This is a genomic window from Faecalitalea cylindroides (assembly GCF_028321995.1).
In the GTDB taxonomy this organism is placed as follows: domain Bacteria; phylum Bacillota_I; class Bacilli_A; order Erysipelotrichales; family Erysipelotrichaceae; genus Faecalitalea; species Faecalitalea cylindroides.
The window spans coordinates 1-20,068 of record NZ_JAQLXG010000019.1; the positions used below are offsets into that span (position 1 = coordinate 1).

Below are 20,068 nucleotides of genomic sequence, written 5' to 3' on the forward strand. Positions count from 1 at the left end.
ACCAAACGAAAAAAGGTAAGGATTGTTGATTTTGGAGATACACTGGCAGAGATTCTTCGCAATGCCCGAAAGGAACAACTTAAAAACCGAATGCAGTACGGAGAACTTTACCATAAAAACTACTACAGAGAAGTAAAAGACAAAAACAGAGTTTACTATGAGTTCTATCATCTGGACGGAACAGAGAATGTTCCAGAAGATTATAAGGAAATATCCTTTGTCTGCTTAAGACCGGATGGAAGTTTGGAACTGCCAAGCACGTTAGGAATTGTTTGCAGGAAGATTGCTCAGAAACTGGATGGATTTGAAGGATTTCATTTTCACCAGTTGCGACACACCTACACAAGCAACCTTCTGGCAAATGGAGCAGCACCAAAGGATGTGCAGGAACTGTTAGGGCACTCAGATGTCAGTACCACCATGAATGTCTATGCACACTCTACAAGAAAAGCCAAGCGGGAATCTGCAAGGTTACTTGATAAAGTGGCAGGCAATGACTAAATAAAACTTTCCCTTATTTCCCTTACGATTATCTCATAAGGGCAAAAATAAGGGAAAATACATATCGTTTCGCTAATGCACAGGCTGGAAAGCCTGTAAAATAGGGAAAGTTAGAAATATATTTCGGCAAATTGGAATTTGTAGAGGTGTATGCTATTATGAAAAAAATAAAGTTTATAATTTTAGAAATCTTATTTTTAGTTGTGATGTTATTATGTGCAACAACAACAATGAAAATTTTAGATATACTATTTAAATTAAGTTATGAAAATACTTGGCTTGTAGGATTTAAAGTAGGATTTGTTGCTTGGTTAATTTTATCATTTGTCTTGTTCATTGCTAAAATAAAAAAGAAAAGTTCAAAGTAATACAAATTACAATTTAGAAGTGTAATTATAATGAACAACATCGAATTTTTGGAGATGATAAGATGGAATTTAGACTAGCAAGAATAGAAGATTTGAAACAACTGAAAATAATTTATAAAGAAATCATAAAAAATATGAATAAAAATAACATTCAAATTTGGGACGATATTTATCCTTGCGAGTTCTTTGAAGATGACATAAATAACAAGCGTCTTTATGTTATTGCAGATGATGAAGAAATCATATCTGCTTTTGCTTTATGTGATAACAATGCAGGAGAAGCTTATGTTGAATGGAGTGAAAAATCTGCTAAAGCAATGTATATTGACCGATTGGGTGTTAATGTTGAGTATTCTAAAAAAGGAATTGGTCAGCAAATGCTCAATAAAGCAAAAGAAATTTCTAAATCAATTGGTGCTGAATATTTACGATTATTTGTAGTAGATATAAATAAACCAGCTATTCGATTGTATCAAAAAAATGGTTTCACAAAAGTTAATGGAGTTTATGATGAAGTGTTTGACGATGGATATGTTTTACGTGAAATTGGATATGAAATCAAGTTGTAAAATAAATCCTAATTTATTGAGGAGAGATAAAAAATGAACTTGAAAGATTTAAAAAAAGATTGTGCCCAAAAGCAAAAGAAAGGTATTCATTTTATCATTGCATCAGTAGTAATATGGATTATGGTTTTAATCGTACAATTAACAGATTTACCTATATTAACAAAAAATCTATTAACATTTTGTTGCACTGCACCATTATTACCTATAGCTTTTTTAATTTCTAAAATATTAAAAATACAATTTCAAGATAAAAGTAATCCATTAAACTACTTAGGAATACTATTTTCTGCAAATCAAATGATATACCTTTTAATAGCAATGTGGATTTATCCTACATTGCCAGATAAAATGCTAATGGTTATTGCTATGATATTCGGAGCACATTTATTGCCATACAGTTGGTTATATAATTCAAAAACATATATGGTATTGTCAATAATTATTCCAATATTATCTTTGATAGTTGGTTTAAATTTTGCTAATTATACTCTTGCAATAATGATGATACTGATAGAAATAATATTTAGTGTCCTGTTATCATTTGAGAATAAGAGAATAGTAAATGATTATGTCCAATAAATTGGAATTTGAAAGTGAGTTGATTTTAATGTTAATTCTAATGGAAGGTATAGTATTATGTTTTATACTTTTAATGTTTTGTGTTATTGGTATAGCAAATGGTCCTGAAAAATTTACTGTGTTTTACGAAAAGAATGTTCAAGAAAAAGCAATAAAATTAGGATATACTACTCAAAAAGAAATAAAGAAACAAACCATTATATCAATTATAGTTTTATACTTGCCTTGTTTTATTCTTGTGCCATTGATGGTTTGCTATATAAATGGTGCAAGAGAGTTTGGAGATATTTTTATTCAAAGTTTATTAATAATGTATATAATGGGACTATTTGATAGATTTTTTGTTGACTGGTATTGGGTAGAACATACAAAAGCGTGGGATATACCCAATACAGAAGAATTAAAACCTTATATTCCTACAAAAATGAAAATAGTTAAATGGCTGGGAACCATAGTTGGATTTGCAATAATTGCTTTAATTATTGCTTTAATAATGAGTAAGATGGTTTGAAAATCCTAATTTAACAATTTCATATCCAGTATTATACAAAGCGATCAGTCTTTATGATTGGCCGCTTTTCAATATCTGGAAAGTACTGTTTTCCTCCAATATAAGCGTAAAGTTGAATTATGTCAGAGTCAACAATATGTACCTCTATCTCCCTTTGTTTTCAGTATAGAAAAAATACTTAATCTATCTTATTTTTTCTTTTTCTTTAATTTTGTCCCCTTAAGGATCAACATTTTCTTCTTACATACATAATAAGATACATAAGTTATACATAGCACGACTAGAGATACCATTGACATGGTATTGACTGTAGACTGGGCAAGATTATATAAAACGATCCCGGCACTGATTCCGATAACAACTCCCATAGCTCCACCAACACGAGAAAAACTCTCTAAAGAATCATACGTATATTTTTTCTCATTCATCCAAATAGGTCTTCCGGTTATCATCATGACTAAAGAAATCAACACTACTATACCTGCTCCTACCCAAACTAAAACACTGTAAAAATTCATTTTCTTCTCCTATCCTGAGATATTATACTGACAATTTATTTGAAAATAAATAATGAATCTCTTCCTTAACTGGTGAAGTTTTTTTCTTCTAAGAAAATATGATACTATATACCCATGAAAACAGTAGGAATTATTACAGAATACAATCCTTTTCATCAAGGACATATTTATCATATACAAAAAGCCAAACAATACGGTGATGTTTTGGTAGCAATCTGTTCTGGCTTCTATTCTCAAAGAGGTCTTCCCAGCCTTATTTCCAGACAAGATAAAACAAAATTAGCCTTACAAAATGGTGTCGATCTCGTTTTAGAATTACCTGCCTGTTATGCTTCACAGAGTGCCGATTACTTTGCGAAATATGCCATACAATCGCTCTCTTGTTTAAATGTTGATACGATTTGTTTTGGATCTGAAACAAATGATATCGAGTATTTAAAAAAATACACAAACGAATTAAGTTCAATTACGATCGACCCTACACTCTCTCAAAGTCTAAATACTTCAAGAGCATTAGATAGTCTAGGATCCAATGATATTTTGGGCATTCAATATATTCGCTTTTGTCAAGATCATGATATTGAACCGGTCTGTATACAAAGAAACAATGACTTTATCAGTGCTACAAAAACACGTGCCGATTATTTTGCCGGTAAAAAGCAGTTCAATGACCAGTACTTTTTAAAAGAGCAGAACTGGCAGTCATATTATCCGTATCTTAAAACCTTTCTTTTAATGACACCGGCTTCTTATTTATCCTCCTTATTTATGGTAAATGAGGGCATAGAATTCCGATTAAAAGAAAATGCACGAAAATATGATGATTGGCAAATTTTTTTAAATGCATCTATTTCCAAAACATATACCCGTGCCAGAATCCAGCGCACTTGTCTATTCATACTATTACAGATATCAAAAGAAAAGATGCAAACAAATGCCAGCTTTTATGGTGTAAAAGTTTTAGGTTTTAACGAAAAAGGGCAACAGCTCTTAAAACAAAATAAAGACCAGCCAATTTACACTCGATTTGGTGATCTTCCAGACTTTTTAAAAGAAATCGAAATCAAATCTAAAGCGCTGTATAATTCCGTATTAACGACTCCATTAAAAGAAAGTGAGATCATTCGTTATGCTGGTTAGTCTTTTTTTGGTCATACTCATTTGCATCTTGATTGGCATTTACTATTATTTCCTGCCTCCTATTCCATCTTTAAAAAAGCAAAAATATCCCTATGCACTTTTATTAGGCTGTCCTAGTCATGATGATGGAAGTATGGCTACAAGTCAGATCAAACGATGCGAACTTGCAATAGAAGCCTATCAAAAAAATCTATTTGATACTTTGGTTATTTCCGGAGGAGCCGTTAAGAACCAATATACAGAATCCAAAGAAATGGCAAAGTTCATCCAACAAAAATGCTCTATGCCAATCATCTGTGAAACACAGGCTAGAAACACATATGAAAATTTTAAAAATTCGTCTAGAATTACTCAAGACGTTCCTATCTTGATTCTAACAGGCTCATTACATGCCAAAAGATCCTGTGCCATAGCTAAAGAGTTCTATTCAAATTACTCTGCATATACTTATCCTGATCACAAACTCCGACATATTATTCGAGAAATCGCCTCTCGATATATCTACATCAAGATCGAATTATTAAAAAAGGCAGGAAAATATTAGTTTCCTGTCTTCTTTATTGTATTGTTCTAATAACTTCATTAACGCTTCTAACCTTTTTTAGATTAGCCATAATTACTTGAAGATGATCAGCATCTTTGACAGTGATCGTAAGTTTTGTTGTTGCGGTAATCCCATTATCATCCGCTGAAGAATCAACATGTTTCAAATGAGCATTCGATTGCTGCAAAGTCGTAACAATATCACTTAACAAATAGTTTCGATCATCACTATAGATAACAAGCTGTACATCATATTGCTTTTCCTCTAGATTTTCATCCCATATAACCGGAATCAAACGTTTCTTTTCATTTATAATATTTGGGCAGTCTGCACGATGTACCTTAACTCCCTGTCCTTTAGTTATATATCCTAGAATTGGATCGCCAGGGATTGGATTACAACAGTTAGCTAAAGATACCTGAATCGTATCAATACCTGGAACAATGACACCACAACCCGTTTTTTTAGATGGATGAGCATTGGCATGAGAATTATATATCTTCATGATTTCTTCATCATCAATAGTTGTTTGACGATTTTTGGCAAGACGATCAACAACTGCCTGCAAAGATACACGTTTATTGGCAATACCAATATAGAGATCATCTAAATTCTTAAAGGACAGCGTTGGCAAAATTGCTTCAACACGTTTTGGCTGTAATAAATTCTCATCCAGTTTCAAACGTTTAAATTCATCCTGCAACATTTGTTCACCCTTTTTGATATACTCTTTAGAATTTGCCGTTTCCTGTTTTTGTAAAAAGGCACGAATCTTATTGCGGGCATGACCACTTTTAACGATCTTGATCCAGTCTTTACTAGGTCCAGGAGAATTATTGTTCGTTAAAATATCCACAACATCTCCTGTCTTTAATGGTGTATTTAACGGCACGATAGCTCCGTTGACCGTAGCTCCCACCGTCTTATGTCCTACTTCTGTATGGATCCTATAGGCGAAATCAATTGGAGTCGATCCACTTGGCAAGGCTATTACCTTGCCTCGAGGAGTCAAGCAATAGACATTGGCTTCAAAGATATCCTTTTGTAATACATTCATGTATTCTAGCGGATCTTCGCTTTCTTCATCGGTCATCATTGAGAAATCTCTAAACCAGGACAATTTGTCTTCGATTTCTTTTTGTTCAATTTCCGGTACAGAATTAGGTTTTTCTTTATATTTCCAATGAGCTGCAACACCTCGTTCGGCGATTGCATCCATATCTTCTGTACGAATTTGAATTTCAAAAATGTGACCTGATTCTGGTTCTACTATCGTCGTATGCAATGATTGATACATATTCGCTTTTGGCATCGCAATATAATCTTTAAAACGTCCAGGTATTGGACGATATGTTGCATGGATATAACCTAGTATTTCATAACAATGAACAACAGAATCTGTAACAATGCGAATCGCCAGCAAATCAAGGATCTCTTCAAACCGCTTATGCTTTGTCACCATTTTTTTATAAATTGAATAGAAATGTTTGGATCGGCCAAAAATACGGTATGGGATATTGAAATTATCCAGGATGATCTTAATATCATTGATCATCATATTGACCTGCTCAATGCGATCACTTTCTCTTTGTTTAACAAGATTTTTAATCTCTTCATATTTTTTAGGCTCTATATATTTAAATGATAGATCTTCTAATTCATTTTTGATTTCACTGATACCTAAACGATGCGCAATTGGCGCATATACAGATAGTGTTTCTTTGGCAATTTTCTTTTGCTTTTCCTCCCGCATATACTGCAGAGTACGCATATTATGAAGACGATCGGCTAATTTGATCAAGATAACACGAATATCTTTTGCCATCGCAATAAAAAGTTTACGATGGTTGCTGGCAAGATATTCTTTTTCATCCTTAAACTGAATATTCCCAATCTTTGTCACCGCATCGACCAGAGTACAAATCTCTTCTCCAAATTCCTGAGTAATGACTTCATCGGTCACGCCTTCACAATCTTCCACTGTGTCATGCAGCAAGCCTGCCGCAATAGTTTTTGGTCCACAATGTAATAACGCCAATGTATTGGCAACCTGGATAACATGGACAACATATGGTTCTCCACTTTTACGAAACTGCCCCTCATGATGTTTATAGGCAAAATCATAGGCACGCTGAATCAGTTCTATATTTTCAGGACGTTTGATATACGTCTGAATATTTTGCATACATTCTTCAAATGTTACTTGTTTCTTTTGACTCATTCCTCGCACCCCTTTCTTTTACGATTTTATTCTCCTTCAAAATGTGTTAATACACAAACAGGAATACCGCCAAATTTATCGACCCCTTTTAAATCATCCAACTCAATGATAAAGCCTAAACCAACCACTTCACCACCAAGTTTTTTAACCATTCGAACGATTGCTTCAGCTGTACCACCTGTTGCTAATAGATCATCGATGATCACAACTTTTTGACCTGGCTTTATAACATCCGCATGAATACACAATTTATCAGTTCCATATTCCAGTTCATATGTTTCTTCTACCGTTTCTCGTGGTAGTTTTCCGGGTTTACGAACCGGAGCAAATGGTAAATTAGCTTCTAAGGCAACTGGCACCCCAAACAAGAAACCACGAGCCTCTGGTCCTAAGATCAAATCCGCTCCAGTTTGCTTGGCAAACTCTGTAAATGCATCTACTACATAATGCATCGCCTCAGGAGTTTCCAGGATTGGTGTTACATCGCGAAAGATGATTCCTTCTTTAGGAAAGCCAGGAATACTGGCAATATATTTTTTTAAATCCATGTGTTATACCTCTTCATTGTTTTCATTCTACACTAACTCCATCAATCAAACAATCGTATTTTACTTATATTTGATCTTCTCAATAATAAATGTTGCTTGTTTTTTTCCTCTATATTGATTTATTTGCACATTTCCAATGAATCCCGCAATTGAAATCACACTTTTATCACGATCCAAGTCACTTTGATTAAAATTCATGCACTGTAAACCACTTTGAAGGGTAAATTTACGGTGCTTTCCATTTTGAATATCGAATACCGATTTGATCTGTACATCATTCAATTCAAATAACGGGCATACAAAACCTGGTCCAAAAGGACGCATGACATCTAAGCTTTCGATTGATGCAATACTGATATCTTCCTCATTGACTAACAGCGTATCAAGAGGTTTAGCCTGCCAAGAATATACTTGGATCTTTTGACGAATATATTTCACAAATTCATCCAGATCTTGTAAATCAATTGAGAACCCGGCTGCCTGTTTATGGCCTCCAATCTCTTGAAAACCACTAAAATCTTTTAAGAATTCCATACAGTCAAATCCATCAGGTGCCCGCATACTAGCTTTGAATCCTTGTTCGTTATTGGTCATGACAATCACAGGTTTTTGATATGATGAAGATAAAGAACCGGCAACTAAACCGATGATCCCTTCATGGAAACTGGCGTCATTGACAAAAAGGATTGGTTGCGATGTATGACATTTTTTTAAAGCGTCTTTACACATCTGTTCACTCATCTTTTTTCTTAGATCATTGATATGATTGATCTGTGCCTGCATGGAAGTTATTTCCTTGATATCCTCGCTTAAAAAATAACGAACGACATTATTTACATTGCCTAAATTGCTTAATCTTCCTACCGCGTTTAACTTAGGAACAATTTGAAAACCAACGCTGGTTTCATTTAAGATTCGATCACTGGCAAAAGCAAAAAGATGATTTTCCTTTTCTCTATTTAATACCTTTAATCCATTTTGGATAATTGCCCTTGTTTGATTGGTTACCTGCATTACATCTCCTATGGAGGCAACACAAGCTAATTCCAGCTCATATTCTGTATCGGTCCTTAAAGCTCGTATGCATTCATAGGCAACCCCCGCACCACAAAGTGTATGAAACTGCTCTTCCATCACAGTTGGATGCACTAGAAGTTCACAATCCACATCTTCTTCAATCGTATGATGATCTGTGACAATGACTTTCATACCTAATTCTTTGGCCAAAGATAAAGCTTTTGATGCTTTTACACCATTATCAACGGTCACAATAATCTTATAACCTCTTTGATGAGCTAATCTTACTGTATCAACGTTTAATCCATATCCTTCGCGAATTCGATTTGGAATATAGAAACCACATTCGATACCAAATTTTCTTAGACCTCTAACCATGATCGTTGTTGCCATGATCCCATCACAATCATAGTCTCCGGCAACGATGACCTTATCCTGATCTTTTTTTGCCTGCTTAATAATATCAACGAATCCTTTCACGGCATCACTTTCACTGACTGGATATAAGTCTTTTAATTGCGTCCATTCTGCCCATTTTGTTTGATCTTTCTCTAACATAGAAAGCACTTTTTGTGCTAACATTGATAAATTTTCCATGCGTAAATTATAAATCAAATAAAAAGGATTTGTCCACTCATCCAAAAAGAAGAGCTCTTTGACATGATCACAAAAAAAAGAACGATATACGTTCCTTTCTAACAATAAGCGGGAAAACCGCGATTTTGTTCATGCATATGGCTTTTAGCCTCTTCTTCAGTTAAAAATACCGAAATCCCTATTTGCGATTCATCAATAGTATATTGCCCTTCACAACCACCATATGAATCTAAACGGAATATATACCCATATGGTTTCTTTTCTAAATCAATTACATGTCCACTTTCAACAAAACCACCAATCAAATAATAGACTTTTTGTCCTTCTTTTAATTTCACTTCTATCACTCTTTTCTCTAAGTTCATCATAAAAGAAATCATAGTATGAATCAAACAATATGACCAATAAAAAAAGAATGAACGTAGAGTCATTCTCTTTTTCCTGTTTAAAATAAATCCGGTTGATATTCAATTTTTAGATGTTCATACGCCTTAGGAGTAACAACTCGACCACGAGGCGTTCGATTAATAAAACCAATCTGTAATAAATAAGGCTCATAAACATCTTCCAACGTCATAGGTTCTTCACCAATGCTGGAAGCAATTGCTTCTAGTCCCACTGGACCACCTTTAAAACGTTCGATGATACCACGCAAATATTTATGATCAACATTATCCAATCCCAAATGATCCACTTTTAGCTTATCCAATGCATCCTGAGCAATTTCCAATGAAATAATGCCATTATTGTAGACCTGGGCAAAATCCCGTACACGCCTAAATAATCGATTGGCAATACGAGGAGTCCCGCGTGAACGAAGAGCAATTTCCTTGATTGCCCTTTCTTCGATCTTTGTATTCATGACACGACTCGTTCGTGCCACAATTTGTGACAATTCATCCAGATCGTAGTATTCCAATTGATTCACGATTCCAAAACGATCGCGTAATGGCGCACTCAAATCTCCTGCCCTTGTTGTGGCTCCTACAAGCGTAAAAGGTGGAAGGCTCAAGCGAATATTATGTGTGGTTGCACTGTCTTTTCCAACAATGATATCAAGACAATAATCTTCCATGGCTGGATACAATACTTCTTCAACTTGTTTAGCTAAACGATGGATCTCATCAATAAACAAGACATCTCCTGGTTCCAGTGTGGAAAGGATGGCTGCAAGATCGCCGCTTTTTTCTATCGAAGGGCCACTGGTCGTTTTTAAATTTCCATGCATCTCATTGGCAAGGATATAAGCCAAGGTCGTTTTCCCTAAACCTGGAGGACCATATAATAAAACATGATCCAAAGCTTCGTTTCTTTGTTTGGCTGCATTAATAAATACCTTAAGGTTTTCCTTAAGATCCTTTTGTCCAATATATTCATCCAAAGAAGCTGGTCTTAATGTAGTTTCGATACTGTCATTTTCCTGCAAGTGTGCATCTACTGTACGATTATTCTCCAAGTTTATACCCCATTTCTTTTAGCCAGGATTGCCAAGGCCATTCTCAACATTTCATTTACATTTAAATCTGTTTTATTTGCGAGTTCTTTTCTAACACCAGTTAATTGATTCACCTTATATCCAAGGGCAACTAAAGCTTCCTGCGTTTCTTTCCATACTGGATTCGAAATCGTTTCTTCTTTAGTCTCAACACTGACAAACTTCCCTTTTAGATCCAACACGATCTGAGAAGCCGTTTTCGCTCCAATTCCCGGTAAAGACTTTAATAATTTTACGTCATCTTCTTCAATTGCCTGTATCATCTTAGAACCAGGACACACAGCCAACATAGTCTGTGCAGTTTTTGGTCCAATTCCTTTTACATTGATCAAGCGCATAAAAACTTCATAATCTTCTTGTTTGATAAAGCCATATAGGAGCATGGCATCTTCACGAACATGTTGATATGTATATAAAAATAATTCGTCACCTATTTTTTGTGTTAAGGCATTGCTGATAAAAACCTCATAACCAACGCCATGGACATCCAATACAACTGAATCCGTTCGAATCAAACGAACGATTCCTGATACAAAAGCTATCATAAACTCTCCTTTTTAACTTCGAACATTATACCATAAAATGCTCTTTTTTAGGATGTTAGTCATGCAGACCTTTGATTCAACACACCTTCTATATTCTATTACACCTGATCTTTGAAAAGTGACAATTTATAATCGCATCAATATCATAATCTTTATCGATCAAAACGATCTTATGTCCATAACGAGAACACATACGTTTATTATATTCATTCTCTTTGATCAAATTATCATACGTACAATAAGAATCATCCAATCTTTTTTCAATCACATCGGCATAGATTTTAATGTCATTAAAATAATCTTGGATATATTCTTTGGCCATGACAAGACAAACATAATCAATTTCTTTTTTGTATTCTTCACTAAAACTTTCTTCAAAATCAAAAGGTATATAGGCCCCTTCAACAATTAAATTCTGATGATTTTCAATAGCTGTTTTAATTATTTCTTTAAGAATTGGCAATAGATAGAGTGTTATCTTTTCATCTTCATCGACTGAAACATTGATCAATCCAGAGCGAATCAAGCCCATCTTTAAATGATTATACCATTTATAAGAGATTGAAAAAAAGACGGAAACTTATTTGTTTCCATCTAGATCACTGATCATCAATTTAATGATTTCCTCATTGGTTTCCTTCATACCATCTTTGGCAATATGTCCAACACCACGAATTGTCTCATCTGTATTCTTAGCAACGATTCCTTCTCCTCGATAAAATTGAGAACCATTTTCCTTATACATCATGCATCCCATGATTCCAGCATCCACGCTTGCTGCAATCTTAGCTGCACAGCTTGGTTTAGCTCCATCACAAAGTAAACCAGAAGTAATTGCCAAAGCATTTACGATCGTATGACAAATCGTATCTAAACTTTGATCCAGTAAATAAGCAATTCCCGCTCCAGCTGCAGCACCGGCACTTACAGCCCCACAAAAAGCAGAAAGTCTGCCTATATACTTCTTCTGATATAGAGCTACCAGATTTGAAATCAATAAGGCCCTGTACAAAAGGTCCTTTGATTTCTTAAGTTCTCTAGCATAAATAACAACCGGTAATGAAACCGTCATACCCTGATTTCCACTTCCGCTGTTAATGATGACAGGAAGTTCACAACCACTCATTCTTGCATCTGAACCTGCAGCTGCATAAGCCTTAGCCATATTGGATATAGAGTCAGGATTCTGTGATAAAAGAATGGATCCTATATTCGCTCCATAGCTATGATTCAAACCTTCTGTAGCAATCTTCATGTTATATTCGATCTGTCGATCTAAGCATGGCTTAACTTTCTCTAAATCAACAATGTTCGTAAAATCAAAGATATCCTGCATCGAAAATTCAATTTGATCTAATAGATCTTTATTATCAGCACTTGTGCTTTTATCAAACACGACCTGCTCGTCTTTTTCTACATACACAATGTTATCATGTTCATCTTGAATGCGCAGCACACAATTATGTTCTTTTGATGCAAGTTTTACAACGATATCCAAAGTACAGTGAGTCTTTAAATGATGCACTTTGATAGGAACTTGTTCCATAAATTCATTCATGATCTTGATTTGTTCCTTATCAACTTTGGATAAGACCTCTAAACTTAGATCTGGATTACCGGCAACGATACCAATCGCAGCCGCACTTTGAATACCTTTTTTTCCTTCAGTATTAGGCACCGTGACACTTTTAACATTCTTTATAATACTTCCACTGGCAAAAATATCTACCTGTACCACTTCGTCATTTAAAATTTCTTTAGCCTTTGCACACGCAAAAGCTATCGCAATAGGTTCGGTACATCCCATAGCAGGAACCAGTTCTTTTTCCAGTAAATCAATATACATTTGCTCATTCATACAATCACCACAAACAGTATATCATAATAAAAGTTAATTCGTTATAAAATATTTTTGTGCTTATTTTATGTACATTTGATTATATATTATGAACATTTTTCTTGAATTCTCGTAAAACAAGAGTATAATCATGTGTATTATCAGAAAGGATAAGGTGGCTGAAGCAAGCAACCACCAGGTAACAAGATGAGTAGAGTTTATAACTTTAGCGCAGGCCCTGCCTGCCTACCTGAATGGGTATTAAAAAAAGCAAGTGAAGAAATGCTGGATGCTCACGGAAGTGGCATGAGTGTTATGGAAATGTCCCATCGCTCCAAAGCATTTGAAGATATATTACATACATGTAAAGACCGTTTAAGAAGACTGATGAACATCCCTGAAGATTATGAAATCCTCTTTATTCAAGGTGGAGGTTCTATGCAGTTTATCATGACGGCTATCAACCTTTTAAAACATAGTGCAGATATCATCAATACTGGGCAATGGACAAAGAAAGCTATCGCTCAACAAAAGAAACTTGGCAAAGTAAATGTCATTGCCTCTAGCCAGGATGATAACTTCACCTATATTCCTAAGATCACAAAAGAAGATCTAACCCCAGATTCAGATTACTTATATATCTGCGAAAACAACACGATTTATGGAACTAAATATAAAGAACTGCCAGTTCATGATGGAAAATTATTAGTTGCGGATTTATCAAGTTGCATCTTAAGTGAACCAACCGATGTATCAAAATACGATTTGATCTTTGCGGGGGCTCAAAAGAATATGGGACCTGCCGGTGTTACTGTTGTCATCATCAAGAAAGCTTTGTTGCAGGAAAATGATCAAATTCCAGATATGTTAAACTACAAAACATATGCGGATAACGATTCAATGTATAACACGCCTCCAACATATACCATCTATATCGTTGGATTGGTCTTAGAATGGATCGAGGAACAAATTGGTGGTCTAGAAGAGATGGAAAAGATCACACATAAACGTGCCAAGATGTTATATGACTATATCGATAGTTCTAAACTATATTCTAATCCAGTCAACAAAGAGGATCGTTCTTATACAAATATCCCATTTGTAACTGGAGATCCAGAACTTGACAAAAAATTTGTCAAAGAAGCCACAGAAGCTGGTTTGGTCAATCTAAAAGGACATAGAAGTGTTGGTGGTATGCGTGCCAGCCTTTATAACGCAATGCCTATCGAAGGTGTTGAAGCATTGATCAAATTCATGAGAAAATTTGAAGAAGAAAATATAGGAGAGAATTAATATGTATAAGATCAAACTCTATAACAATATCGCACCCATAGGAATCAATGCATTCGATGAACGATATGATGTAAGCGAAGACATGGAAAATGAAGATGCGATCCTAGTAAGAAGTGCAAACCTATTTGATATCGATTATAACCCTAATTTAAAATCAATTGCCCGTGCCGGTGCTGGTGTCAATAATATTGATATCGACACATGCACGAAAAAAGGAATCGTTGTTTTTAACACACCAGGAGCAAATTCAAACGCAGTCAAGGAACTTGTTTTCGCAGGTATGTTGATGGCCAGCCGCGACATCTATCATGGTATTGAATGGGCCAAAAGCCAAACCAACAATGAAAACTTGGCCAAAGACATGGAAAAACAAAAGAAACAATATGCCGGCAATGAACTAGCCAAAAAATCACTTGGCGTAATTGGTTGTGGAGCCATTGGTATTCAAGTAGCCAATTTAGCTTTGCGTTTTGATATGGATGTACACGGATATGATCCGTATATGTCTGTTGATGCAGCCTGGAATTTATCACGTTATGTTAAACACGAAAAAGCTATAGAAGATATTTATAAAAAGTGTGATTTTATCACTTTGCATATTCCCCAAAATGATCAAACCAAAGGTATCATCAACAAAGAGGCTCTAGATATGATGAAAAACGGAGTCAAGATCTTAAATTTTGCTCGTGGTGGATTGATCAATGAAGACGATATGTTAGAAGCTTTGGATTCTGGTAAAGTTGCCTGCTACATCACTGACTTTCCTACACCAAAATTAGCTGGACATCCACATGTCATTCCTATCCCTCATTTAGGAGCTTCAACCAGTGAAAGTGAAGATAACTGTGCTGTAATGGCTGCCAAAGAAACAATCCATTTCTTACAATATGGAAATATCAAAAACTCTGTCAATATGCCAGAAGCAATTATGGATTTTAACCATAAATTTAGAATTTGCGTTATTCATAAAAACATTCCTAAGATGTTAACTAAGATCACCGATACGCTCTCTACAGAAAACGTCAATATCGAAAACTTATTAAACAAATCAAGAAAAGATATTGCCTATACAATGTTAGATTTAGACCATGAGGCCAGCGATGCCATCATCAATAAGATTCGACAGATCGATGGTGTCACACGAGTTACGACATATGCCGGAGAATAAACATTATATCGATGGCCATACCCATCTAGAAAATGGTGATCTATCTAAAGATACGGTTTATACATTTATTCAAGCTGCGATAAATAAAGGTCTAAAACACATTCAGATTCTTGATCACACGCATCGTTTTTATGAATTCAAAGATATGTATGAAGAAATCTGTAAGATTGATGTGCAGCGAGAATGGTTTGAGAAAAAACAAAAAAATTCAATCAAAGAGTATTATGCCCTGATTGAAGAAATCAGACAAGAAGAATTTCCTATTCAGGTTAGCTTTGGTCTAGAAGTGTGTTATATGCCTGGCTATGAGGATTTTCTTAAACCTCTGCTTACATCGTATCCATACGATTTTCTTGTTGGCAGTGTACACTCCGTTGATGGATATCTATATGATATGGATGCCTTCAGCAGGCAATTGCTGTGGGACAAACATGACCCTAAAGAAATCTATCAGAAATATTATGAGAATTTAAAAGGAGCTATCCGTTCAAATCTTTTTACACAGATTGGACATCCTGATGTCATAAAAATGTATGGCTATGATCCAGGTTATGATCTACATGATACTTATCAAGAACTAGCAGATCTTGCGATCAAGCATCACGTAAAGATGGAAGATAATACAGGTGCTCATTATCGCTATCATCATCCGGATATTGGTCTAAACGATGATTTTAGAAACATCCTAAAAGAAAAAAACGTCGAGATCATCAGTGCCAGCGATGCCCACTATCCTGAAGATGTCGCACGTTTCTTCGAATTATTGAAGTAAGACACAAAATCTTACTTCTTTTTATATGTGTTGATTTCGATAAGAGGCTAAGAATAAATCAAGCTTCCCCTTGATTTTAATCCACCCCATGTGATTTGGAACTAAGATTGTTTCGCCTTGACGAATATGCATATCATTGATCATGCCTTCTCCTTTTACACAAGTATAAAAGGCAAATCGTTCATGCAGAAATTTTCCCTCTGTATCCGTTTGAATTCGCATCAAAGTATATAAGCCCGGTTCATCCCAATATCTTGTTACCTTACAACCAAATTCATTCGCATAAGGATATTGTTGAAATGTAATCATTTTATCTGGAATATTTACATTTTCATATACTTCTTCTGGTTGAATTGGTCTTTTTTTGTGTGTGGATGGATCAATGCGATCATAATCGTATAAACGTAATGTAAGATCCGCATTTCTTGAAATATTGTAGGTTAACACGCCTTTTCCAATCGCATGCAGTGTTCCACTCGGAATATCAATAAAACCGTCAATCGGTGTTTTAAGATATCTTAAAAGCTTATCCCATTCTTTATTTTGCGTCATTGAGATAAACTCTTCCTTAGTTTTGGCATGGTGTCCAAATTCGATATAACCATCTTCTGGTGCATCTAAAATGACCCAGGCTTCCGGTTTTCCTCGACCTCCATTGTATGTTTTGGCAAAATCATCGTCTGGATGAATCTGAATCGATAAATCATACATTGGGTCAAGTATATTTACTCGAATAGGTAATTGCTCAGTTTCACATTCAAACCAATCTGGTTTTTCTTCATATAACTTTGATAAGGTCATATTCATATTAGGAACAAAACAATCCGCATGATTCGGTAAAGCTACAACATTGTAAACTTCTCCTAAAGGAGCTATGTCTGTTTGATAGTGAAACTCTTCAATCAAACGTTTACCTCCACCCCACATTCTAGGTTCATAATAAGGTTCTACTTTTACAATTTTCTTCATAATATCCACCTCTATACTCAAGATAAAATAAAAATCGCAAGTTATCAACCTACGATTCATAAAAACATATTACGAAGCATCCATAGTCAATGGATCTTTCTCTTTGGAAACAAAATAAATTCCAAAACTGATAAAGATCAATGCGAACACGATATTCATTGAGAATGCTTCTTCATGTAAGATCAAGCTGGATAATAATACACCGACAACAGGAATCAAACAATTAAAGATACCAATCTTGCTGACAGGATGATACGACAATAAGATTCCCCATAATGTATAAGCACAAGCCGAGACAAAAGCCAAATAAATCAATACCATCATTCCAGAAATATTTGTCAACAAAAGGCTTCCTCCCATAAGGATTCCAATCAATGTCAACAAGATGCCACCCATAAAGAATTGATATCCACTCAACATGACCGCATTAAAAGACTGCGTATATTTTTTGATAAAAGAAGCTGAAAATGAGCTACATAGCTGACTGCATAAGACTAAACCATCTCCTAAAAAAGAAACTTTTAGACTGGCAAAATCATCCATATTCATCAATACGATTCCCATAAAACCCAACATGCATCCTGTCACTTTATTTAAATCCATTCTCTCATATTTAAATACCAGCGCAGCCACCAACAAAGAAATAAAAGCCCCTGTTCCAGTAATGATAGCTCCATTGACACCACTAGTGTGTGCTAAGCCAACATAATAAAAGAAATATTGTCCCATGGTCTGAAAGATCGATAAGACAAAGATGGCTTTTATGCTTTTTTTAACTGGTAATAAGATCTTATTTTGAATCTTTGAACCGGCAACAATCACAAGAACACCAGCCAAGGTAAAACGAAGGCCCGCAAAGACAAGAATCGAAGCTGTATCATTTGAGGCAATGTCAAATAATGCATAACCTGTTTTAATGAATGGAGCCGCACTTCCCCACAATGCTGTGCAAAAGATCGCAATCAAAACTACATTCAATGGCTTTTTAAAGAATTTCTGTTTCATCCTAAGATAAACCTTCCTGTTTTTCTTCCAATTCCATCCAACGCATCGTGAGTATTTCCAACTCTTCTTCTATTTGATCACGCTTATCTGTTGCTTCTTTTAGTTTTTCGTAATCGCTTGCCACTTCGTTGATTACTTCATTTAAACGAGCTATTTCATCTTCTAATAAAGGCATCTTAGCTGAAATTTCTTCATATTCCTTTTTTTCCATGTATGTAAGTTTATTTTGTTTTGGGCGTTTATATACCTTTTTTTCTTTGATGTGAACTTCTTTTTCTTCTTTTGACTTCAATACATAATCGCTATATCCACCTACATATGGTTTAAATGTAAGATCATCCTGGTGAACAAAAACCTTATCGCAGACACGATCTAAAAAATAACGATCATGACTTACGGTAATAATAGCTCCGGAAAAATCATCCAAGTAATCTTCCAAAATATCAAGGGTCGTGATATCTAGGTCATTTGTAGGCTCATCCAAGAAAAGAATATTTGGTGCCTGCATCAAGACACGGCATAAATACAATCTTCTCCTTTCGCCACCAGAGAGCCTGTCAATAGTCGTATAGTGCATATTACGATCAAACAAGAATCGCTCTAACATGCCAGCAGCTGTAATCATTTGTTTTTTATATTCAATAACTTGTGCCACTTCTTCGATATAATCAATAACCCGCATTGAGGTATCAACATTTTTATCGCCCTGGCGAAAATATCCTATACTGACAGTATCACCAAACTCAATAGACCCTAAAGTTGGTTTTAAATTTCCCGATAAGATTTCTAACAACGTAGATTTCCCACATCCGTTTGGACCAATGATTCCAATACGATCAGTTCGCAATAAAGAATAGCTGAAATCTTTAAACAGAAGATTTTCATCATATCCAAAACCTAGTCCACTCCATTCAATTGTCTTCTTACCGAGCCTTTTTGTTAAAGAGACCAATTCAAATGATTTTTCCTGTTCTTTAAAGCGCATATTTCTTAATTCTTCAAAACGATCCAATCGTGCTTTTGATTTTGTCGAACGAGCCTGTACCCCTGCACGCACCCATGCCAATTCTTTATTATAAAGATTTTTATGTTTGGCAATTGCTTGATTTTCAAGTTCTATACGTGTTTCTTTATTCTTTAAATATACTTCATAATTCCCTTTATGAATATAAAGATCGCCCTGATCCAGCTCTATGATCTTATTACAGATCGAATCTAGAAAATAACGGTCATGTGTTACCATCAACAAAGCGGTGTTCATTTTGATCAGATAATTTTCTAACCATTCCACCATGGAATTATCTAAATGGTTTGTTGGTTCATCCAGCAATAATAAATCACATTTTGTCAACAAGGCACAAGCTAGAGCTAGTCGTTTCCTTTGCCCACCTGATAAAACATCTATTTGTTTATCAAAATCATGTAATCCTAATTTAGTAAGGATCGTCTTCATTTCATAGTCTTCAACTTTATGATTGTTCTTTTCATTGATGGAAACAATTTCTTCCCAGATCGTTTTACTGGTAAAACTTGGATTCTGATGTAAAAAATGAACTTTTAATCCATTCTTTTTGATGATCTTACCCTCTTCGTATGTTTCTATTCCTGCCAAGATCTTCATTAAAGTAGATTTACCCGTTCCATTTACACCAATCAAGGCAACTTTATCGTTTTCTTCAATCGTAAAAGATCCTTTTTTTACGATACATTTTTCATTGATATATTTCGTTAAGTTATCTACTGAAATTAACATATAACCCCTCTTTTAACACGACTATTTTATAGGAAAGGATAAAAAAAGTGAAGTAGTTTCCTACTTCACGAATTGAACGATTGCCATTGGTGCTGCATCTCCACGACGGATTCTTGTC

At 35.0% G+C, this 20,068-nt stretch carries 22 protein-coding genes; 10 read left to right on the top strand and 12 right to left on the bottom strand.

Features of this window, described 5'->3' with window-relative positions:
* The 5 genes from PND65_RS08920 to PND65_RS08940 all read left to right on the top strand — a co-directional run.
* The coding region (locus tag PND65_RS08920) for a tyrosine-type recombinase/integrase (RefSeq protein ID WP_271990115.1) at positions 1 to 501 on the top strand (501 nt) is incomplete at its 5' end.
* Between the two features lie 158 nt (positions 502 to 659).
* Entirely contained in the window at positions 660 to 869 is a 210-nt protein-coding gene (locus PND65_RS08925; RefSeq protein WP_035400590.1) for a hypothetical protein, read from the top strand.
* Positions 870 to 931: 62 nt separating this feature from the next.
* Positions 932 to 1,438, top strand: a complete 507-nt coding sequence (locus PND65_RS08930) for a GNAT family N-acetyltransferase (protein ID WP_271990117.1) — start codon at positions 932 to 934, stop codon at positions 1,436 to 1,438.
* Positions 1,439 to 1,471: 33 nt separating this feature from the next.
* Positions 1,472 to 2,017, top strand: a complete 546-nt coding sequence (locus tag PND65_RS08935; RefSeq protein ID WP_022356404.1) for a DUF7010 family protein — start codon at positions 1,472 to 1,474, stop codon at positions 2,015 to 2,017.
* Positions 2,007 to 2,528, top strand: coding sequence for a hypothetical protein (locus PND65_RS08940; RefSeq protein WP_162606936.1), 522 nt, complete (start codon positions 2,007 to 2,009; stop codon positions 2,526 to 2,528). Before PND65_RS08935 ends, PND65_RS08940 begins: the two co-directional genes overlap by 11 nt.
* A gap of 188 nt (positions 2,529 to 2,716) precedes the next feature.
* On the opposite strand, the gene PND65_RS08945 is transcribed toward PND65_RS08940, so the two are convergent.
* Positions 2,717 to 3,046, bottom strand: a complete 330-nt coding sequence (locus tag PND65_RS08945) for a hypothetical protein (RefSeq protein ID WP_022355355.1) — start codon at positions 3,044 to 3,046, stop codon at positions 2,717 to 2,719.
* Positions 3,047 to 3,160: 114 nt separating this feature from the next.
* On the opposite strand from PND65_RS08945, the gene PND65_RS08950 reads away from it, so the two are divergent.
* Both PND65_RS08950 and PND65_RS08955 read left to right on the top strand, forming a co-directional pair.
* Positions 3,161 to 4,186, top strand: a complete 1,026-nt coding sequence (locus PND65_RS08950; protein ID WP_271990118.1) for a nucleotidyltransferase family protein — start codon at positions 3,161 to 3,163, stop codon at positions 4,184 to 4,186.
* A complete protein-coding gene (locus tag PND65_RS08955) occupies positions 4,176 to 4,730 on the top strand; it encodes a YdcF family protein (RefSeq protein WP_035401201.1) in 555 nt (184 codons plus the stop codon). The genes PND65_RS08950 and PND65_RS08955 overlap by 11 nt, the downstream gene beginning before the upstream one ends.
* Before the next feature lie 13 nt (positions 4,731 to 4,743).
* Here the strand turns inward: PND65_RS08955 and PND65_RS08960 are convergent, their stop codons facing one another.
* The 8 genes from PND65_RS08960 to PND65_RS08995 form a co-directional block, all read right to left on the bottom strand.
* Positions 4,744 to 6,951: a RelA/SpoT family protein gene (locus tag PND65_RS08960; RefSeq protein WP_015536126.1), complete on the bottom strand. Its 2,208-nt coding sequence runs from the start codon at positions 6,949 to 6,951 to the stop codon at positions 4,744 to 4,746.
* A gap of 26 nt (positions 6,952 to 6,977) precedes the next feature.
* A complete protein-coding gene (locus tag PND65_RS08965; protein WP_022355359.1) occupies positions 6,978 to 7,499 on the bottom strand; it encodes an adenine phosphoribosyltransferase in 522 nt (173 codons plus the stop codon).
* A gap of 60 nt (positions 7,500 to 7,559) precedes the next feature.
* Positions 7,560 to 9,098 carry a single-stranded-DNA-specific exonuclease RecJ gene (locus PND65_RS08970; RefSeq protein WP_270460085.1) on the bottom strand — a complete coding sequence of 513 codons (1,539 nt, stop codon included), beginning with the start codon at positions 9,096 to 9,098 and terminating at the stop codon, positions 7,560 to 7,562.
* Positions 9,099 to 9,211: 113 nt separating this feature from the next.
* On the bottom strand, positions 9,212 to 9,544 hold the full coding sequence (locus PND65_RS08975) for a hypothetical protein (RefSeq protein WP_015536128.1): 333 nt from the start codon (positions 9,542 to 9,544) through the stop codon (positions 9,212 to 9,214).
* 14 nt (positions 9,545 to 9,558) lie between these two features.
* Positions 9,559 to 10,569, bottom strand: a complete 1,011-nt coding sequence (gene ruvB, locus PND65_RS08980; protein WP_271990121.1) for a Holliday junction branch migration DNA helicase RuvB — start codon at positions 10,567 to 10,569, stop codon at positions 9,559 to 9,561.
* A 2-nt stretch (positions 10,570 to 10,571) separates the two neighbouring features.
* Complete coding sequence (gene ruvA, locus PND65_RS08985; protein ID WP_022355363.1) at positions 10,572 to 11,153, bottom strand: Holliday junction branch migration protein RuvA; 582 nt, start codon at positions 11,151 to 11,153, stop codon at positions 10,572 to 10,574.
* 88 nt (positions 11,154 to 11,241) lie between these two features.
* Positions 11,242 to 11,685, bottom strand: coding sequence for an adenylate kinase (locus tag PND65_RS08990; protein WP_271990123.1), 444 nt, complete (start codon positions 11,683 to 11,685; stop codon positions 11,242 to 11,244).
* 48 nt (positions 11,686 to 11,733) lie between these two features.
* On the bottom strand, positions 11,734 to 13,011 hold the full coding sequence (locus tag PND65_RS08995) for an L-cysteine desulfidase family protein (protein WP_271990125.1): 1,278 nt from the start codon (positions 13,009 to 13,011) through the stop codon (positions 11,734 to 11,736).
* A gap of 186 nt (positions 13,012 to 13,197) precedes the next feature.
* Between PND65_RS08995 and serC the strand changes: the two genes are divergently transcribed.
* The 3 genes from serC to PND65_RS09010 are packed head-to-tail and all read left to right on the top strand — an operon-like array spanning position 13,198 to position 16,223.
* Complete coding sequence (gene serC, locus PND65_RS09000) at positions 13,198 to 14,283, top strand: 3-phosphoserine/phosphohydroxythreonine transaminase (protein ID WP_035401194.1); 1,086 nt, start codon at positions 13,198 to 13,200, stop codon at positions 14,281 to 14,283.
* A gap of 1 nt (position 14,284) precedes the next feature.
* Positions 14,285 to 15,451: a phosphoglycerate dehydrogenase gene (locus PND65_RS09005; RefSeq protein ID WP_087158801.1), complete on the top strand. Its 1,167-nt coding sequence runs from the start codon at positions 14,285 to 14,287 to the stop codon at positions 15,449 to 15,451.
* Positions 15,438 to 16,223: a histidinol-phosphatase HisJ family protein gene (locus tag PND65_RS09010; protein ID WP_271990127.1), complete on the top strand. Its 786-nt coding sequence runs from the start codon at positions 15,438 to 15,440 to the stop codon at positions 16,221 to 16,223. Before PND65_RS09005 ends, PND65_RS09010 begins: the two co-directional genes overlap by 14 nt.
* A 21-nt stretch (positions 16,224 to 16,244) precedes the next feature.
* On the opposite strand, the gene PND65_RS09015 is transcribed toward PND65_RS09010, so the two are convergent.
* From PND65_RS09015 to PND65_RS09025, 3 genes are all read right to left on the bottom strand, one after another.
* A complete protein-coding gene (locus PND65_RS09015) occupies positions 16,245 to 17,192 on the bottom strand; it encodes a type I phosphomannose isomerase catalytic subunit (RefSeq protein WP_087320490.1) in 948 nt (315 codons plus the stop codon).
* 69 nt (positions 17,193 to 17,261) lie between these two features.
* Entirely contained in the window at positions 17,262 to 18,197 is a 936-nt protein-coding gene (locus PND65_RS09020) for a DMT family transporter (RefSeq protein ID WP_271990130.1), read from the bottom strand.
* A 1-nt stretch (position 18,198) separates the two neighbouring features.
* Positions 18,199 to 19,950 (bottom strand): ABC-F family ATP-binding cassette domain-containing protein, encoded by a 1,752-nt coding sequence (locus PND65_RS09025; RefSeq protein ID WP_087158804.1) that lies wholly within the window; start codon positions 19,948 to 19,950, stop codon positions 18,199 to 18,201.
* Positions 19,951 to 20,068 lie beyond the last annotated feature (118 nt).

Excerpts from the sequence above, each read along its gene's own strand:
- PND65_RS08925 (WP_035400590.1), top strand. The coding sequence starts at position 660 with ATGAAAAAAATAAAGTTTATAATTTTAGAAATCTTATTTTTAGTTGTG.
- PND65_RS08930 (WP_271990117.1), top strand. The coding sequence starts at position 932 with ATGGAATTTAGACTAGCAAGAATAGAAGATTTGAAACAACTGAAAATA.
- PND65_RS08935 (WP_022356404.1), top strand. The coding sequence starts at position 1,472 with ATGAACTTGAAAGATTTAAAAAAAGATTGTGCCCAAAAGCAAAAGAAA.
- PND65_RS08940 (WP_162606936.1), top strand. The coding sequence starts at position 2,007 with ATGTCCAATAAATTGGAATTTGAAAGTGAGTTGATTTTAATGTTAATT.
- PND65_RS08945 (WP_022355355.1), bottom strand. The coding sequence starts at position 3,046 with ATGAATTTTTACAGTGTTTTAGTTTGGGTAGGAGCAGGTATAGTAGTG.
- PND65_RS08950 (WP_271990118.1), top strand. The coding sequence starts at position 3,161 with ATGAAAACAGTAGGAATTATTACAGAATACAATCCTTTTCATCAAGGA.
- PND65_RS08955 (WP_035401201.1), top strand. The coding sequence starts at position 4,176 with ATGCTGGTTAGTCTTTTTTTGGTCATACTCATTTGCATCTTGATTGGC.
- PND65_RS08960 (WP_015536126.1), bottom strand. The coding sequence starts at position 6,951 with ATGAGTCAAAAGAAACAAGTAACATTTGAAGAATGTATGCAAAATATT.
- PND65_RS08965 (WP_022355359.1), bottom strand. The coding sequence starts at position 7,499 with ATGGATTTAAAAAAATATATTGCCAGTATTCCTGGCTTTCCTAAAGAA.
- PND65_RS08970 (WP_270460085.1), bottom strand. The coding sequence starts at position 9,098 with ATGTTAGCACAAAAAGTGCTTTCTATGTTAGAGAAAGATCAAACAAAA.
- PND65_RS08975 (WP_015536128.1), bottom strand. The coding sequence starts at position 9,544 with ATGACTCTACGTTCATTCTTTTTTTATTGGTCATATTGTTTGATTCAT.
- ruvA (WP_022355363.1), bottom strand. The coding sequence starts at position 11,153 with ATGATAGCTTTTGTATCAGGAATCGTTCGTTTGATTCGAACGGATTCA.
- PND65_RS08990 (WP_271990123.1), bottom strand. The coding sequence starts at position 11,685 with ATGGGCTTGATTCGCTCTGGATTGATCAATGTTTCAGTCGATGAAGAT.
- PND65_RS08995 (WP_271990125.1), bottom strand. The coding sequence starts at position 13,011 with ATGAATGAGCAAATGTATATTGATTTACTGGAAAAAGAACTGGTTCCT.
- serC (WP_035401194.1), top strand. The coding sequence starts at position 13,198 with ATGAGTAGAGTTTATAACTTTAGCGCAGGCCCTGCCTGCCTACCTGAA.
- PND65_RS09005 (WP_087158801.1), top strand. The coding sequence starts at position 14,285 with ATGTATAAGATCAAACTCTATAACAATATCGCACCCATAGGAATCAAT.
- PND65_RS09010 (WP_271990127.1), top strand. The coding sequence starts at position 15,438 with ATGCCGGAGAATAAACATTATATCGATGGCCATACCCATCTAGAAAAT.
- PND65_RS09015 (WP_087320490.1), bottom strand. The coding sequence starts at position 17,192 with ATGAAGAAAATTGTAAAAGTAGAACCTTATTATGAACCTAGAATGTGG.
- PND65_RS09020 (WP_271990130.1), bottom strand. The coding sequence starts at position 18,197 with ATGAAACAGAAATTCTTTAAAAAGCCATTGAATGTAGTTTTGATTGCG.
- PND65_RS09025 (WP_087158804.1), bottom strand. The coding sequence starts at position 19,950 with ATGTTAATTTCAGTAGATAACTTAACGAAATATATCAATGAAAAATGT.